The sequence below is a fragment of the Amycolatopsis ruanii genome (assembly GCF_003385175.1).
Taxonomy (GTDB): Bacteria; Actinomycetota; Actinomycetes; order Mycobacteriales; family Pseudonocardiaceae; genus Amycolatopsis_E; species Amycolatopsis_E thermalba.
In genome coordinates, this window is sequence record NZ_PQHY01000046.1 from 23122 (window position 1) to 37075 (window position 13954).

The 13954-nt window shown below is 73.2% G+C and carries 12 protein-coding genes; 5 read left to right on the forward strand and 7 right to left on the reverse strand.

All coding sequences use genetic code 11. The features are described from left to right. The first annotated feature begins 127 nt into the window (after positions 1 to 127). From D0D28_RS22805 to D0D28_RS22825, 4 genes are all read left to right on the forward strand, one after another. Positions 128 to 2704: an HAD family hydrolase gene (locus D0D28_RS22805; protein WP_240323316.1), complete on the forward strand. Its 2577-nt coding sequence runs from the start codon at positions 128 to 130 to the stop codon at positions 2702 to 2704. After that, positions 2701 to 3696 (forward strand): class I SAM-dependent methyltransferase, encoded by a 996-nt coding sequence (locus tag D0D28_RS22810; RefSeq protein WP_116112208.1) that lies wholly within the window; start codon positions 2701 to 2703, stop codon positions 3694 to 3696. The genes D0D28_RS22805 and D0D28_RS22810 overlap by 4 nt, the downstream gene beginning before the upstream one ends. Continuing rightward, the gene (locus D0D28_RS22815) at positions 3693 to 5045 is read left to right on the forward strand and encodes a glucosyltransferase (RefSeq protein WP_116112211.1); all 1353 of its coding nucleotides are present in this window, start codon (positions 3693 to 3695) and stop codon (positions 5043 to 5045) included. Before D0D28_RS22810 ends, D0D28_RS22815 begins: the two co-directional genes overlap by 4 nt. 512 nt (positions 5046 to 5557) lie before the next feature. Then, on the forward strand, positions 5558 to 5821 hold the full coding sequence (locus tag D0D28_RS22825) for a hypothetical protein (RefSeq protein WP_240323315.1): 264 nt from the start codon (positions 5558 to 5560) through the stop codon (positions 5819 to 5821). A gap of 9 nt (positions 5822 to 5830) precedes the next feature. Here D0D28_RS22825 and D0D28_RS22830 read toward each other — a convergent pair whose 3' ends face one another. Together D0D28_RS22830 and guaB are read right to left on the reverse strand one after the other, a co-directional pair. After that, on the reverse strand, positions 5831 to 6964 hold the full coding sequence (locus D0D28_RS22830; RefSeq protein ID WP_116112214.1) for a GuaB3 family IMP dehydrogenase-related protein: 1134 nt from the start codon (positions 6962 to 6964) through the stop codon (positions 5831 to 5833). Positions 6965 to 7038: 74 nt separating this feature from the next. After that, positions 7039 to 8541, reverse strand: a complete 1503-nt coding sequence (gene guaB / locus D0D28_RS22835; RefSeq protein WP_094003964.1) for an IMP dehydrogenase — start codon at positions 8539 to 8541, stop codon at positions 7039 to 7041. Positions 8542 to 8705: 164 nt separating this feature from the next. On the opposite strand from guaB, the gene D0D28_RS22840 reads away from it, so the two are divergent. Further along, a complete protein-coding gene (locus tag D0D28_RS22840; protein WP_162830649.1) occupies positions 8706 to 9104 on the forward strand; it encodes a DUF5319 domain-containing protein in 399 nt (132 codons plus the stop codon). 414 nt (positions 9105 to 9518) lie between these two features. On the opposite strand, the gene D0D28_RS22845 is transcribed toward D0D28_RS22840, so the two are convergent. The 5 genes from D0D28_RS22845 to D0D28_RS22865 all read right to left on the reverse strand — a co-directional run bounded on the left by D0D28_RS22845 (position 9519) and on the right by D0D28_RS22865 (position 13739). Beyond that, positions 9519 to 10436: an anti-sigma-D factor RsdA gene (locus D0D28_RS22845; RefSeq protein ID WP_116112216.1), complete on the reverse strand. Its 918-nt coding sequence runs from the start codon at positions 10434 to 10436 to the stop codon at positions 9519 to 9521. Then, entirely contained in the window at positions 10437 to 11009 is a 573-nt protein-coding gene (locus D0D28_RS22850) for a sigma-70 family RNA polymerase sigma factor (protein ID WP_116112219.1), read from the reverse strand. Positions 11010 to 11263: 254 nt separating this feature from the next. Continuing rightward, entirely contained in the window at positions 11264 to 11860 is a 597-nt protein-coding gene (locus tag D0D28_RS22855; RefSeq protein ID WP_116112221.1) for a response regulator transcription factor, read from the reverse strand. Positions 11861 to 12001: 141 nt separating this feature from the next. Continuing rightward, positions 12002 to 12838 (reverse strand): hypothetical protein, encoded by an 837-nt coding sequence (locus D0D28_RS22860; RefSeq protein ID WP_116112224.1) that lies wholly within the window; start codon positions 12836 to 12838, stop codon positions 12002 to 12004. Position 12839: 1 nt separating this feature from the next. Then, the gene (locus D0D28_RS22865) at positions 12840 to 13739 is read right to left on the reverse strand and encodes a MerR family transcriptional regulator (RefSeq protein WP_240323317.1); all 900 of its coding nucleotides are present in this window, start codon (positions 13737 to 13739) and stop codon (positions 12840 to 12842) included. Positions 13740 to 13954: the final 215 nt, after the last annotated feature.

Genomic DNA, 13954 nt, shown 5'->3' on the forward strand with positions numbered 1-13954 from the left:
GTCGGGGCAACCTTTTCGCCGCGCGTAACGTATTTCCCCCATAAGAGTGATTCTCTTGGTATCACTCATCACATTCACTGGGGAGATCGACTTGTCGCTACCGCCTTCGCTCGCCCGGGTGCGCCGGATGATCACCGACGGCTCGTGCGCCGCCCTGTCACTGGACGTCTTCGACACCATCCTGTGGCGGCGCACCCCTCGGCCCACCGACGTGTTCGCCGTGCTGGGGGCGCGGCTCGTGCGCGACGGCCGGTGCCCGGGCTGGGTCACGCCGGCCGCGTTCCGGCGCATGCGGATCGTCGCGGAGCAGCGGGCGCGGCAGAGCGAGGAGGCGCTGGGCACCGAGGTGTCGCTGTCCGACATCTGGCAGCACATGCCGCTGCGGATCTTCGGCGCCGAGCTGCCCGAGCTGGTCCGCGCCGAGGTGACCTGCGAGCGCGACTTCACCGTGCCCGACCTCGACATCGCCGAGCTGGTCGAACTCGCCGCGAAGCACCACGTGCCGACCGTGCTGGTGTCGGACACCTACTTCACCGAGGAGCACCTGGCCGAGCTGCTGGACCGGCCCGGCCTGGGCGCGCTGCGCGAGGCCCGGATCTTCCGCTCGCACCAGCACGGGCTGGACAAGGCGTCCGGGCTGTGGGAGATCGTCCTGGACAACCTCGGCGTGCACCCCGAGCAGGTCGTGCACATCGGGGACAACGCGGTCGCCGACATCGAGGTGCCGCGCGAGCTGGGGATCCGGACCGTGTACTACGAGCGGCTGGACGAGGAGTTCCGCGCGGTGCTGGAGCGGGAGCGCGAGCCGCTCGGCCTGGAGGACCCGCTGGGCGAGCACCTCGACACCGGCCAGGGCGACTACGGCATCACCAGCCTGCGCGCGAAGACCCTCCAGCGCGCCGACCCCGCGGCGCCGACCCCGGTCCGCACCGCGTGGCGGTACGGCGCCTCGGTGCTCGGGCCGGTGCTGACCGGGTTCGCCGAGTGGGTCGCGCTGCGCGCCCACCAGTCCGGCATCTCCGTGCTGTGGTGCCCGATGCGTGAGGGCACCCTGCTCTCCGCGCTGATCAACAACGCCACGCAGGCACGCGGCTGGCAGGTCGAAGCCCGGCCGGTCTGGCTGTCCCGGCACGTCACCTCGCTGGCCGCGCTCGACCCGGCCGACGCGGACTCGCTGCGCCAGTTCATCGAGCAGCGCCACGGGCTCACCGTCCGCCAGCTCATGCAGGCCCTGCACCTGCGGCCGGGCGACGTGCCGCCGCTGGCCGAGATGCTGGACACCGTCCTGGACAACGGCCGCGAGGCCGGGCTGGTCACCGACGTGCTCACCGAGACCGCCCACCTGCGCAACAAGCTGACGGTCACGGTCACCCGCATCCGCGAGCGCGTGCTCGGCGAGCTGCGCCGCGCCGGGATGCTGGACGAGCCCGAGCCGGCGCTGGTCGACCTCGGCTGGGGCGGCACGATCCAGTACTACCTGGGCAAACTGCTCGACGTCGCCGGCATCGGCGCCCGCCCGGCCGGCTTCTACCTCGCCACCGACGACCGGTCCACCCGCGTGTACCGGGCCGGGCTGCGCATCGAGGGCTACCTGAGTCAGGGCGGGCAGCCGCCGGAGATCGCGCGGACTGTCAGCCGCAGCCCGGAGGTGCTGGAGCAATCGGTCAACGACTTCTGCGGCTCGCTGCTGGACTTCGCCGACGACGGCTCGCCCGTGCTCGGCCCGGCCTCCGACGGCGCGGACCAGCTGGCGCAGCGCCGCGCGGTCCAGGACGGCATCCGCGAGTTCCAGGCCCAGTGGAACCGCTACGCGGGCGACGGCTGGCCGGACCTGACCGGCGCCGCGCGGCACCGGCTGGCGAACATCCTGGTGTCCGCGCTGAAGGCCCCCACCACCGCGGAGGCCGCGGTGTTCGGCAACTGGGCGCACGAGGACAACTTCGGCTCCGCGCTGATCACCCGCGTGGTGCCGGAGGACCTGGTGCCCGCGATCCCCTACCTCTCCCCCGCCGACCTGGCCGACCTGACCATGCGCGACGCGTTCTGGCCCGCCCTGCTCGCGGCCTCGGACACCCGCCTGGCCGCCGGGGCCCGCGCGCTCGCCGAGCGGCAGGTGGACGCCGACCTGTTCGAGCCGTCCGACAATCCCGCCGAGACCCGGCTGAGCTTCCGCACCGGCGACGGCGAATGGCACGACGGGCCGCGCCGCCGGGTGCGGATCAACCACGACGGACTGTCCTTCGCGCGACTGGACTTCCGCTCGGCCGACGTCACCGACGTGGCGGTCGCGGTGCCCGGGCGGCCCGCGCTGGTGCGGATCGACTGGGTCGAGGTGAAGGCGATCGTGCCCGGTCAGAGCGTGCCGCGGGTCGAGCGCTGGGAACACCCCGAGGACTTCGCCGGGCTGATCCACGCCGCCTGCCGGTGGCTGGGCGGCACGCTGTTCGAGTTCGAGGCCGACGAGGGGGCGGTGTGGTTCCCGGTCGCCACCCGGTTCGGCGCGCCGGTGACGTCCGGGCAGGTGACGGTCGCCTTCGCGATGCTGCCGAAGTCGCGCACCGGGCTGGGCGTCCACCCGCCGTCGGCGCCGCGGCTGACCCGCGTGACGAGCCGGGTGCGCGAGGAGCTGCGCACGCACGGACCGGTCGGACTGGCCACGTCGGCGGCGCGCATCGCCGTGCGGCAGCTGCGGAGCGGCAAGTGAACGACTACGGCACCCGCACCGACCCGCACGCGCAGGCCCGCGCGGCCCGCCAGGCGCCCCTGCTGCTGCACTCGCTGTCCTGTTTCCGGGAGATCTTCGAGGTCGTCTACGCGCACCACCCGATCTCCACGGTGGTCGAGGTCGGCGTCGAATCGGGGCAGGTCAGCGGCATCTACACGGAGCTGGGCGCCGAGGCGGTGTACTGCGTGGACCCGGCCCCGACCGACAGCCTGCGCGCCGCGCTGGCCGGCAACCCGGCCCTGCACCTGGTCGAGGACCACTCCCCGGACGTGCTGCCGGACCTCCCGGTCGCGGACCTCTACGTGCTGGACGGCGACCACAACTACGCCACCGTGCGGGCCGAACTGGCCTGGGTGCTGGCGAACGCGCGGGACGCCGTGGTCGTGCTGCACGACCTGCTGTGGCCGTGCTCGCGACGGGACCAGTACTACCTGCCGTCCCGGCTCGCGCCGGAGGACCGCCATCCGTCCAGTTCGGAGGGTCCGACCGTGTGGCACGACGAGCTGACCCGCGCCGGGTTCGTCGGCCTGGGTGCGTTCACCTGCGCTCAGGAGGCGGGCGGCGAGCGCAACGGCGTGCTCACCGCGGTCGAGGACGTGCTGACCGAGGACTGGCAGCTGGCGATGATCCCGGCGATCTTCGGCGTCGGCGTGGTGACGCGCGACGAGGAGTTGCTGGACGCGCTGCGGCCCTACCGCGACTCGCGGCTGCTCTACACGATGGAGAACAACCGCATCGCGCTCTACACCCGGTTGCTGCAGCTGCAGTACGAAATGGTGGCGCACGCGGAGAACGCGGACGCGATGGCGGAGACGATCGCGCGGCAGCGGCACGACCTCGACCGGCTCGCGACGGAGACCGCCGACCTGCGGGCCGAGGCCGACGAGCTGCGCAGGCAGAACGAACGGCTGCGGGCGATGCTCGACGAGCGTCCCGCGACGCTCGCCGACCGCGTCCTGCGACGGCAGTGAACCGGGCTCGCACCGCGACGGTCGCGGCGAGCGTGGCCTGGGTGCTGGCCGCGACCTGGTTGCAGCTCATGCGTGGTCCCGGGCTGCGTGCGTACGACGTGGTGTGGGCGGAGGACGGCGGTGTCTTCCTGAACCAGGCGATGCGGCATTCCTTGTGGCACAACCTGGTCACCCCGCACGCCGGGTACCTGCAGGTGGTCGCGAAGCTGGTGGCGCAGCCGGTCGCGGCGCTGCCGCCGCAGTGGGCGGCGGCCGCGCTGGCGACGGGTGCGGCGCTGGTGGTCGCGTTGATCTCGCTGCTGGTGTGGTTCCACAGTGGACATGTGCTGCGGTCGGCCTGGGCGCGGGTACTGGTGACCGCGATCGTGCCGCTGCTGCCGCAGGCCGGGTTCGAGGTGAACGCGGCGGTCAGCGACCTGCACTGGTACCTGGCCTACGCGGCGTTCTGGGTGCTGCTCGCGCCGCCGCGATCGGTGGCCGGGCAGGTGGGTTCGGCGGCGGTGGTGGCGCTGGCGGCGCTGTCCGATCCGCTGACCGCGCTGGTGCTGCCCGCCGCGGTCGTCGGGATCGCACGGGCGCCGCGCCGGCTGGTCGCCGGCATCGCGCCGGCGGTGATGGTGGTGGCGCTGGCCGTGCAGGGCTGGGTGCACCTGACCCGCGCGGCCGGGTACCGGGCGAGCGAGACGGTGGCCGGTGATCTGCCGTCGATCTACGGGCTGCGGGTGGTGCTGAGCGCGCTGACCGGGGACCGCCTGCTGGGGCCGGTGTACCAGGCGGCCGGGCTGGTGCTGGTGGCGGTCGTCGGCGTGGTGGTGGCGCTGGCCGTGGCGCTGCTGCTGTGGCGCGCGGACCGGGTGGCGCGGCAGGTCGCGGTGGTGGGCCTGGTGTGTTCGGTGGCGTACCTGGCGGTGCCGGTCGGGTTGCGGGGCACCGGCGGGTTCCTGGAGCGCGCGGAGTTCTCGCTGAACGGGTCGCGGTACACGATCGTGCCGCTGCTGTTGTTCTGGGTCGCGGTGGCGGCGCTGCTGGACCGGTTGCGGCCGCGGGCGGTCGTCGGCGGCGCGGTCGCGGTGTTCCTGGGCGTGCAGGTGCTCAGCGACTGGGCGGGTTCGAGCGTGCGCACCGGCGGCCCGTCGTGGCGCGCGTCCGTGGCCGAGGCGCGGGCCGCGTGCGCGACACCGGTCCGTCCGCCGCAGCCGGTGCCGCTGGTGGCCGAGGAAGCGGGCCGGTACGCCGTGCCGATCTTCCCCGGACCCGACGACGTCACGATCGTCGTCGCGCCGGTGCCGCCACCCGGTGAGCCACTGCTGTTCGCGGTGGTCGTGCCGTGCACGGAGTTGCGGGACTAGTTGTGTTGTCTGGTGAGGTTGGTTCCGCGGTGGGCTGGGGTGTGGCTGCCGATGCCGGTGTGGAGTCGGGGGTAGCCGCCGGGCCGTGGGCGCGGTAACGCCCGGCCCACCGGGCCGGCCGCACCCTGCCCAACGGCGTTGTGGTGACCCACACCGAACCCGGAGGTCCTCACCCACATCAAGATCATCCAACCCGGGTCAGACCATCACCGACGTCCCCGAACACACAACTAACCTCTCTCCGCGTTCGCGAGCACCGCGTCCACCCGCACGGGCGGTCGCCCTCGGCCTGGAGCAGGCGGACGATCGCGCGGCGGGTGGGGTCGGCGAAACCCATCCGCACCCCAGGCCCCACGGACCGCAGCGGCCGTACGAACCCGACGTGGCGGGTCCGGAGAACATCGACACCGGAACGGTCGCCTACGCCCCGGACGGCGGTTCCCGGTTCGGGGTGGCCATCACGTTCGACGGGCGGCGCTCGACGCCGACCGATCCCGGTCAGCGGGGCCATCGTGGAGAACACGCTGGAACGCGTGGTGGGCGACTACCGCGAGGACTACGGCTGGGGGCTCGACGAGATCGTGCCGCCGAGCGGCGTCCCGCCGCGGGACCGGCCCAGCACGTCGGCGTTCACCGTGACCTTCGGTGCCGTCCACCGGGGACACAGCTTCGTGCAGAGCTTCGCCCGCCCCGGGACCCAGGTGGCGGCCGGCGTGTGGAGCGAGTACGTGACCGGCCAGACCACCCTGGTCGAGGGCACGCTGACGCGCCCGTGAGGGGCCGGGTCAGCCGCGGACCGACAGGCCCACGCGCTGGAACTCCTTGAGGTCGGAGTAGCCGGTCTTGGCCATCGCGCGGCGCAGCGCTCCGAAGAGGTTGATCGCGCCCTCCGCGTCGGACGAGGGGCCGAACAGCAGCGTCTTCAGGTCCACCTCGATGTCCGGCCCGGCGGCGACCCGCGAGCGCGGCAGGTTCGGGTGGGCGGCGGCCGCGGTCCAGTACAGGCCGTGGCCGGGCGCCTCGGACGCCGCCGCCAGCGGGGCGCCCACCACCACGGCGTCGGCGCCGCAGGCGATCGCCTTCGCGATGTCGCCCGAGCTGGTGATCCCACCGTCGGCCAGGACGTGCACGTACCGGCCGCCCGTCTCGTCCAGGTAGTCACGCCGGGCGGCGGCCGCGTCGATGATCGCGGTCGCCATCGGCACGCCGATGCCCAGCACGCGGTCGGTGCTCGTCACGCCCGGCGTGTAGCCGTGGCCGACGATCACGCCGGCCGCGCCGGTGCGCATCAGGTGCATCGCCGTGCGGTAGTCCGACACGCCACCGGCGATCACCGGGACGTCCAGGCCACCGATGAAGTCCTTGAGGTCCAGCGGATCGGCGTCGTCGTGGGCGACGTGCTCCGCGGAGATGATCGTGCCCTGCACGACCAGGATCTCGACCCCGGCCGCGATCAGGTGCGGCGTCAGCTCGGCCGCGCGCCGCGCGGTCACCCGCGCCGCGACCGTCACCCCCGACTCGCGCACCCGCCGGATCGCCTCGGCCAGCAGCTCGGGCTGCACCGGCGCGGAGTGCAGCTCCTGCAGGGTCCTCACCAGCGCGGTGCGGTCCTCGTCCTTCGCGGCGTCCACCAGCCGGAGCAGCGCCTGCTCGGCGTTGGCGTGCCGGGCCCACAGGCCCTCGGCGTTCAGCACGCCCAGCCCGCCCAGCTTACCGATCCCGACCGCCGTCTCCGGCGACACCACCGCGTCAGTCGGGTGGGTGACCAGCGGGATGTCGAACCGGTAGGCGTCGATCTGCCACGCGGTGGACACGACCGCCGACGACCGGGTCCGCCGGGACGGGACGATCTCCACGTCATCGAGGTCGTACGCCCGCCGCGCGGTGCGTCCCATGCCGATCTCGACCAGATCGCGCACGTCAGGTCCCTTCTCGCCGCCAGTAGTGACGGTTCATTGTCGCTAGGCCATCGGTGTGACCTGCGACCAGGGGGTCACCGCGAGGTGTAGTTGGGCGCCTCGACCGTCATCGTCACGTCGTGCGGGTGGCTCTCCTTCAGGCCCGCGGCGGTGATCCGCACCAGCTGCGCCTGCTGCAGCTGCTCGATGGTCTCCGCGCCCGCGTAGCCCATGCCCGAGCGCAGCCCGCCGACGAGCTGGTGCACGACGTTGGCCAGCGGCCCGCGGAACGCGATGCGGCCCTCGATGCCCTCCGGCACCAGCTTGTCCTCGCTGAGCACGTCGTCCTGCGAGTAGCGGTCCTTCGAGTACGACTTGCGCCCGTCCCGCGACTGCATCGCGCCCAGCGACCCCATGCCGCGGTAGGTCTTGAACTGCTTGCCGTTGACCAGGATCAGGTCGCCCGGTGACTCGGCGGTGCCGGCCAGCAGGCTGCCCAGCATCACGGTGGACGCGCCGGCGGTGATGGCCTTGGCGATGTCACCCGAGTACTGGATGCCGCCGTCGCCGATCACCGGCACCCCGGCCGGGCGGCAGGCCTTGTCGGCCTCGTAGATCGCGGAGATCTGCGGCACGCCGACCCCGGCGACGATGCGCGTGGTGCAGATCGAGCCCGGGCCGACGCCCACCTTGACCGCGTCCGCGCCCGCGTCGACCAGCGCCTGCGCGCCGGCGCGGGTGGCGACGTTGCCGCCGACGATGTCGACCGTGTCGCCCAGCTCCTTCTTCAGGGTGGCGACCATGTCGATGACCGCGCGCGAGTGGCCGTGCGCGGTGTCGACCATCAGCACGTCCACGCCCGCGTCCGCGAGCGCCATCGCGCGCTGGTGACCGGCCGCGCCGACGCCGACCGCGGCGCCGACGACCAGGCGGCCGTCCGGGTCCTTCGTGGCGTGCGGGTACTGCTCGGTCTTGACGAAGTCCTTGACGGTGATCAGCCCACGCAGCTTGCCCGCGCCGTCGACGATCGGCAGCTTCTCGATCTTGTGGCGGCGCAGCAGGCCCAGCGCCGCGTCCGCGGTGACGCCGACCTGCGCGGTGATCAGGTTCTCCTTGGTCATCACCTCGCTGACCGGGCGGCTGTGGTCCAGCTCGAACCGCATGTCGCGGTTGGTGATGATGCCCACCAGCGTGCCGGAGGCGTCGGTCACCGGCAGGCCGGAGATGCGGAACCGCGCGCACAGGGCGTCGACCTCGGCGAGCGTGTCGTCGGGCGAGCAGGTGACCGGGTCGGTGACCATGCCGGCCTCGGACCGCTTGACGACCTCGACGGCCGCGGCCTGCTCCTCGATCGGCAGGTTGCGGTGCAGGACGCCCATGCCGCCCTGGCGGGCCATGCTGATCGCCATGCGCGCCTCGGTGACGGTGTCCATCGCGGCGGACACCAGCGGGATGCGCAGGGTGATGTTCCGGGACAGCCGGGTCGACGTGTCGACATTGCTGGGCACGACGTCCGACTCGGCCGGCAGCAGCAGCACGTCGTCGAAGGTCAGCCCGAGCATCGCGAACTTGTCTTCCGGGGCGAACTCGCTCGTCATGGGGGTGGCTGACCTTCCTGGCAGTGGCGGGTGAACCTTTCATCGATGGTATCTGGCGCCCGCCGCGGCAACCCCCGGACTGGGGCCAGACGTGACCGGGGAAACTCGCTCCCGTTTGGGGGGACGGAAAGGCCCTGGACAAGCGACCCGGTCGGACAGGTACGGTGCGACGCGTGCCGCACGAAGTGTTGCCCCCCGACCCGTTCGCCGACGATCCGGACGACCCCGCCCGGGAGCTCGCCGGCTTCGGGGACGACGAGCTGGCCGAACCGATGGACGCGCAGGCGCGCGCCGAGCTCCTGGCGGACCTGTCCGACCTGGCGGTCTACCAGGCGCTGCTGGAGCCGCGCGGGGTGCGCGGGATCGTGGTCGACTGCGGCGAATGCGATCAGCCGCACTTCCACGACTGGCACCTGCTGCGCGCGAGCCTCGAGCAGTTGCTCGCGGACGGGCGGATGCGCCCGCACGAGCCGGCCTTCGACCCCAACCCGGCGGACTACGTGAGCTGGGACTACTGCCGCGGTTTCGCGGACGGGATCACGACAACCGAAAGCGCCTACTGACCGATAGCGAGGAGGCCCGGCCGCGGGAGGCCGGGCCTTCGCCATGTCCGGGAGCGTGAAGCGCGGGGCACGTCCAGCGCGCGACAGTCCCCGGCCCCGGGACGCGGCCGCACAGCCCCGGCCCGCCGAAGGCCGGACCTTCCTCAGGTCCGGGGCTGCGGAGAGCGGCGGCGCTCCTGACACGTCCGACGCGCGACGGTCCCGGCAGCGGGACGCGGCCCCCGCAGCCCCGGGCCGCGGGAGGCCGGCCTTCGCCATGTCCGGCCCTGGACCTGCCGAGCCGTCCGGTCCACGGTCCGGCGCTGCGCTCCGGGCGGAAGGACTCCGGCGAGCCCCACCCTGCGGTTCGAGGCCAGCTCCCCCCGGAAACGAAGAAAGACCCGGCCGCTCCCGGCCGGGTCCCTTCGCGCGTGGTCAGTTCGAGCTGGTGCCGGTGTCCACACCGGCCGGCGCCTGGCCCGCTCCCGAGTCCGGCGTGTCGTAGCGCACCGTGCTGCCCGAGGTGCCGTCGCCCGGGGCCGTCGTGCTGCTCTCCGTCGTCGGGCTCGGCGACGGGGTGCTGCTCTCCGACGGGCTCGGCGTCGTGGTGGGCTGCGGCGTCGTCGTGCTCGACGGCGACGGCGACTTGGTCGAGCTCGGCGGCGGCAGCGCGGCCGACGTCGGCAGCGAGGTCGGCGAGTCCGGCGTGGTCGTGGAGGAGTCCGGCAGCATCGAGGCGAGCTGCTGGTGCTCGGCCATCAGCTGGCTGAGGTTCTCCTCCTCGGTGACCTGGCTCAGCTTCGCGGCGGCCTCGGCCAGCGCCTGCTGCGCCTCGGCGATCCGGCCCTGGGACAGGGCGATGCTGGCCTGCTGCAGGTCGATGCGGGCCGCGGAGGCGGCCTCGACCGACCGCGCGTGGTCGGCGTAGAGCACCTTGGTCAGGCCCCACAGCGTGTCGCCGGGCTGGGCGTCCCGCGCGGCGATGCTGGTGCCGGTGAACCCGATGGCGAGGACGGCGGCGGCCGTGGCGACCGGCACGAGCAGGCGGCGACGGCGCGCCCGCTGCCCGTGGCGGCGGGCCAGCGCGGCCGTCTTGATCGTGGTGACCGCGGTGTCGGTGTCGATGAGCTCGGCGAGCGGCTCGCTGTCGATGTCGCGCCGCCAGGACAGCAGCAGCGCGTTGAGTTCCTGATCGCCCAGGTCGTCGGCGATACCGGGATCGGACCCGCCCAGCGAGTCCAGCAGACCGTCGTCCGCGCGGATCGCGGTGAGGTCCGCCTCGAACTCCGCCCGTGACGAACTCATGGTCGACTCGAACTCGAGCTCACGTCTGACGTCTTCGCGATCGGTCACTCAGGCCACCTCCTCGGACGCCAGCGCCTTGCGGAGCCGGGCCAGCGCGCGGTGCTGGGCGACACGGACGGCCCCCGGCGTCGAACCGACCGCTTCCGCGGTCTCCTCTGCGGACAGGCCCACGACCACCCGCAGCACCACGATCTCGCGCTGCTTGTCGGGCAGGACCCGGAGCAGCTGTGCCATGCGCTCGTTCAACTCCCCCTGCAAAGCCCGCTGCTCGGGCCCGATGTCGCCCTCGATCTCGTCGGGGATCTCGGCGACGGGCTCGGTCCGGTTGCGCGCGGCGGCCCGATGCGCGTCGGCCACCTTGTGCTGGGCGATGCCGTACACGAAGGCCAGGAACGGACGGCCTTGGTCACGGTACGAAGGCAACGCCGTGAGCACTGCTAGACACACCTCCTGGGCCACATCGTCTGCCGAGGCGAACGACCGCTCCTGTCGTCCGACCCGGGCACGGCAATACCGCACCACCAGGGGACGGATAGCGGCCAGCAGCCGCTCCACCGCCTGGGGATCCCCCTCGACAGCGGCGGCGACTGGCTCATCCAGCCCGTCCCCCACATTGGCCATCGCAGACAACAGTCCCAGCGTTACGTGTAGGCGTGCAAAATCAACGGCGCGGCAATCCCCACATCGCTCACACCGGTGAGGCCTACGGTACCTGGCGACGCCGGTGTCGCGTATGCGTGGTCGGCTCTACAGCCGCGCCGGCCTCGCCGAACCGAGGCCGCCCAGTATCGCACGGATGTGGTTCGCAGTGGGGTCGATGAAGCCACGCGGCGCGCGGAACCGCGAAGTGTCCTCCGCCGATCCGCGCGTCCGCGTCAGGAGACCAGACCGCGACGGAAGCCGTGGGCCACGGCCTGCGCCCGGTCCCGCACGCCGAGCTTGCGGAACAGACGGCGGGCGTGGGTCTTCACGGTGTCCTCGGACAGGTACAGCTCACGGCCGATCTGTCCGTTGCTCTTGCCCTGGCTCATGCCGCGCAGCACCTGCAGCTCGCGCTCGGTGAGCTCGACGCCCGGGTCGGCCGGCTGGCGCGGCGCGGGCACCGAGGTGCTGGCGAGCGTGTGCGCGAGCGCGGCGACCAGCTCCGGCCGGGACGCGTCCCAGCGCAGGTAGCCGCGGGCACCGCCGGCGATGGCGGCGGCGATGCTGCCGGCGTCGTCCGGCGCGCCGAAGACGATCACGTTGGCCTGAGGGTTGGCGGACACCAGCCGCCGAGTCGCCTCCACCCCGGCCGGCATCGCGCGCTGGGTGCCGACGAGCACGACGTCGACCGGCTGCCGCGAGTACCGGGCCAGCAACTCGTCACCGTGCGCTACACAGTCGATGCGACTGACACCGGGGACAGCAGACATCACGCGGGTGAGCCCTTCGCGGACACTGCGTCGGTCGTCGCAGATCAAGACCGTCGTCACGGGTGTTCCTTCCTGCAGCCGGGTGACATTCCATATCCCCTATCGGACGCTTGAGGCCGTACCTTGACACGATCCGGTGGCTTTTTTTGGAACTTCTTCGCCCGGATGTCGGTATGGCCGGCCGAGGCCCCGCACCCGGGGTCAGACCGGAACCCACGGTGAACCATGCGCGATCCGCCTCCCCTCGGGATCGGAGTTTAGTAACACTGCGTGTAACACCGCGGCCGTTCGCGATCGGTGGCGGTCCGCCTCGGCGGGCCACAGATCGGCCGCGATCAGCCCGGCGGGCCAGCTGAGCGAGGACAGTTCGTACTTGTCCGCGTCGGCCAGGGCGCCGGAGACGAGCTCCCCGGCTCTTCGTTTCTGCCCGATGGTGCCCAGCGCCGCGCCGAGCACCAGCCGCGACTTGACGGTGTGCCGGATCGATCCGGCGGCGGTGGCCTCGCCGAGTGCCGCCTCGGCGGGCGCGACGGCGGCCTCGGCCTCGCCCGAGGCGAGGGCCAGTTCCGCGGTGACCCAGCCGAGCCGGGTCCGGGTGCGCCAGTTGTCCGCGGCGGCGGCCGCCCGGCCGAGGACCCGCCGCGACGCGGTGAGCCGCCCGGTGCCGAGGTGGTCGGCGGCCAGTCCGAGCAGCGCGTCGGCGAGCGCGCCGCGGGCGTCCAGGCCGTCGGGATCCGGTTCCGACTCCGCGGCGGCGGCCCGGCGGAGCGCGGAGCCGTCGAGTCCGCGGGCCACGGCGTGCCCGCCGAGCTGACGGCGGTGCGAGGCGAGGGTGGCCAGCGCCAGCGCGGCGATCACCTGGCCCCGGCCGCGGGCGAGCCCGTCGAGCAGGGTGGCCGCGGCCGCGTACCGGCCCTGGGCGCCGAGCACGATCGCGCCGAGCAGGCGCCGCTTCGGCGGGCCGCCGGCCGCGAGCACGTCCGGCGGCGGCGCCGGCCGGTCGCCGAAGGCCGCTCGTCGGAACTCGATCTCGTGCACGTTACTTCCCTACCAGGACGTACTCGATGCGGTCAGCCGCCGTCCGCAGGTCGGGCAGCGGCTCGACGCGGTCGGGCAACATCCCGGCGCGCCAGCCGCGGCCCGCGGCGAACAGGCGGCTGCGTAAGCCACCGCGGGACACCTCGGGGAACAGCTCCGCGTCGGCGTTGCCGGGACGGTCGGCCCACAGCACCACGGCCGCGGGCGAGCTGCGCCGCACGGCGGCCGACAACGCTGGCTCGGGCAGCGGGAGCCCGAACAGCTGCGAGCCGGTGCGGCGCCCGGCCAGACCGGCGGCCAGCACGTGCAGCGGCAGCGCGTCCGGCTCGTCCGGGACCCGGCTGAGCAGGACCGGGCGCTGGTTGCGGGGGTGGTCGAGCACCGGGGTCGCGCGCACCACGGCGGACAGCACGCACTCGGTCAGCAAGGCCTGCACCTCGACCCCGGCCGGGCTGCCCGGCCAGCCGTTGCCGCAGGCGTCGAGGACCGGGGCGATCACGCCCTCCCACGCGTCGAGGACGCCGGCGCCGCCGATCGCGTCGTCGAGGGTCTGCTGCACCGCCCGGCCGTCGAGCGCGACCGCGGCCGCGCGCAACCGCCGGGCCGCCGCGCCGTTCTGCGCTGCCGTCAGCTGTTCGGCGGGTGGCGGCAGCGGCTGGGCGGCGATCTCCGGAGCGGCGCCGAACGACTTCGGCATCTGCTGGAGCGCGCAGCGGGCGGCCTCCGCGGTCGAGGCGCCGCGCAGCAGCGCGCGCTGCATCAGTTCGAGGCGGCCGATGTCGGAGGCGCAGTAGCGGCGGTGCTTGCCGCCGGTGTGCCGGCTCGGGCCGAGCCCGTAGCGGCGGTCCCAGGTGCGCAGGGTCGAGGGCGCGACCCCGAGCCGCCGGGCGACGGCGGCCACGGGCATCGTCGGCTCGGCCTGACCGGCACCCCTGGGACGGCTCACCCGACCCAATATCCCGGTACCACTCGAACGGGGCAACCTGAATCGGTTTCGTTATTTTCCCTGTTTACGGCCCTGATCTCACGCATCCGGGGGAAACCTAACGGCTGAATCGCCGGGATTCCCTTGAACAACTATTGGCGCGCTTCTAACGTTACCGCCGTTGCGCCATT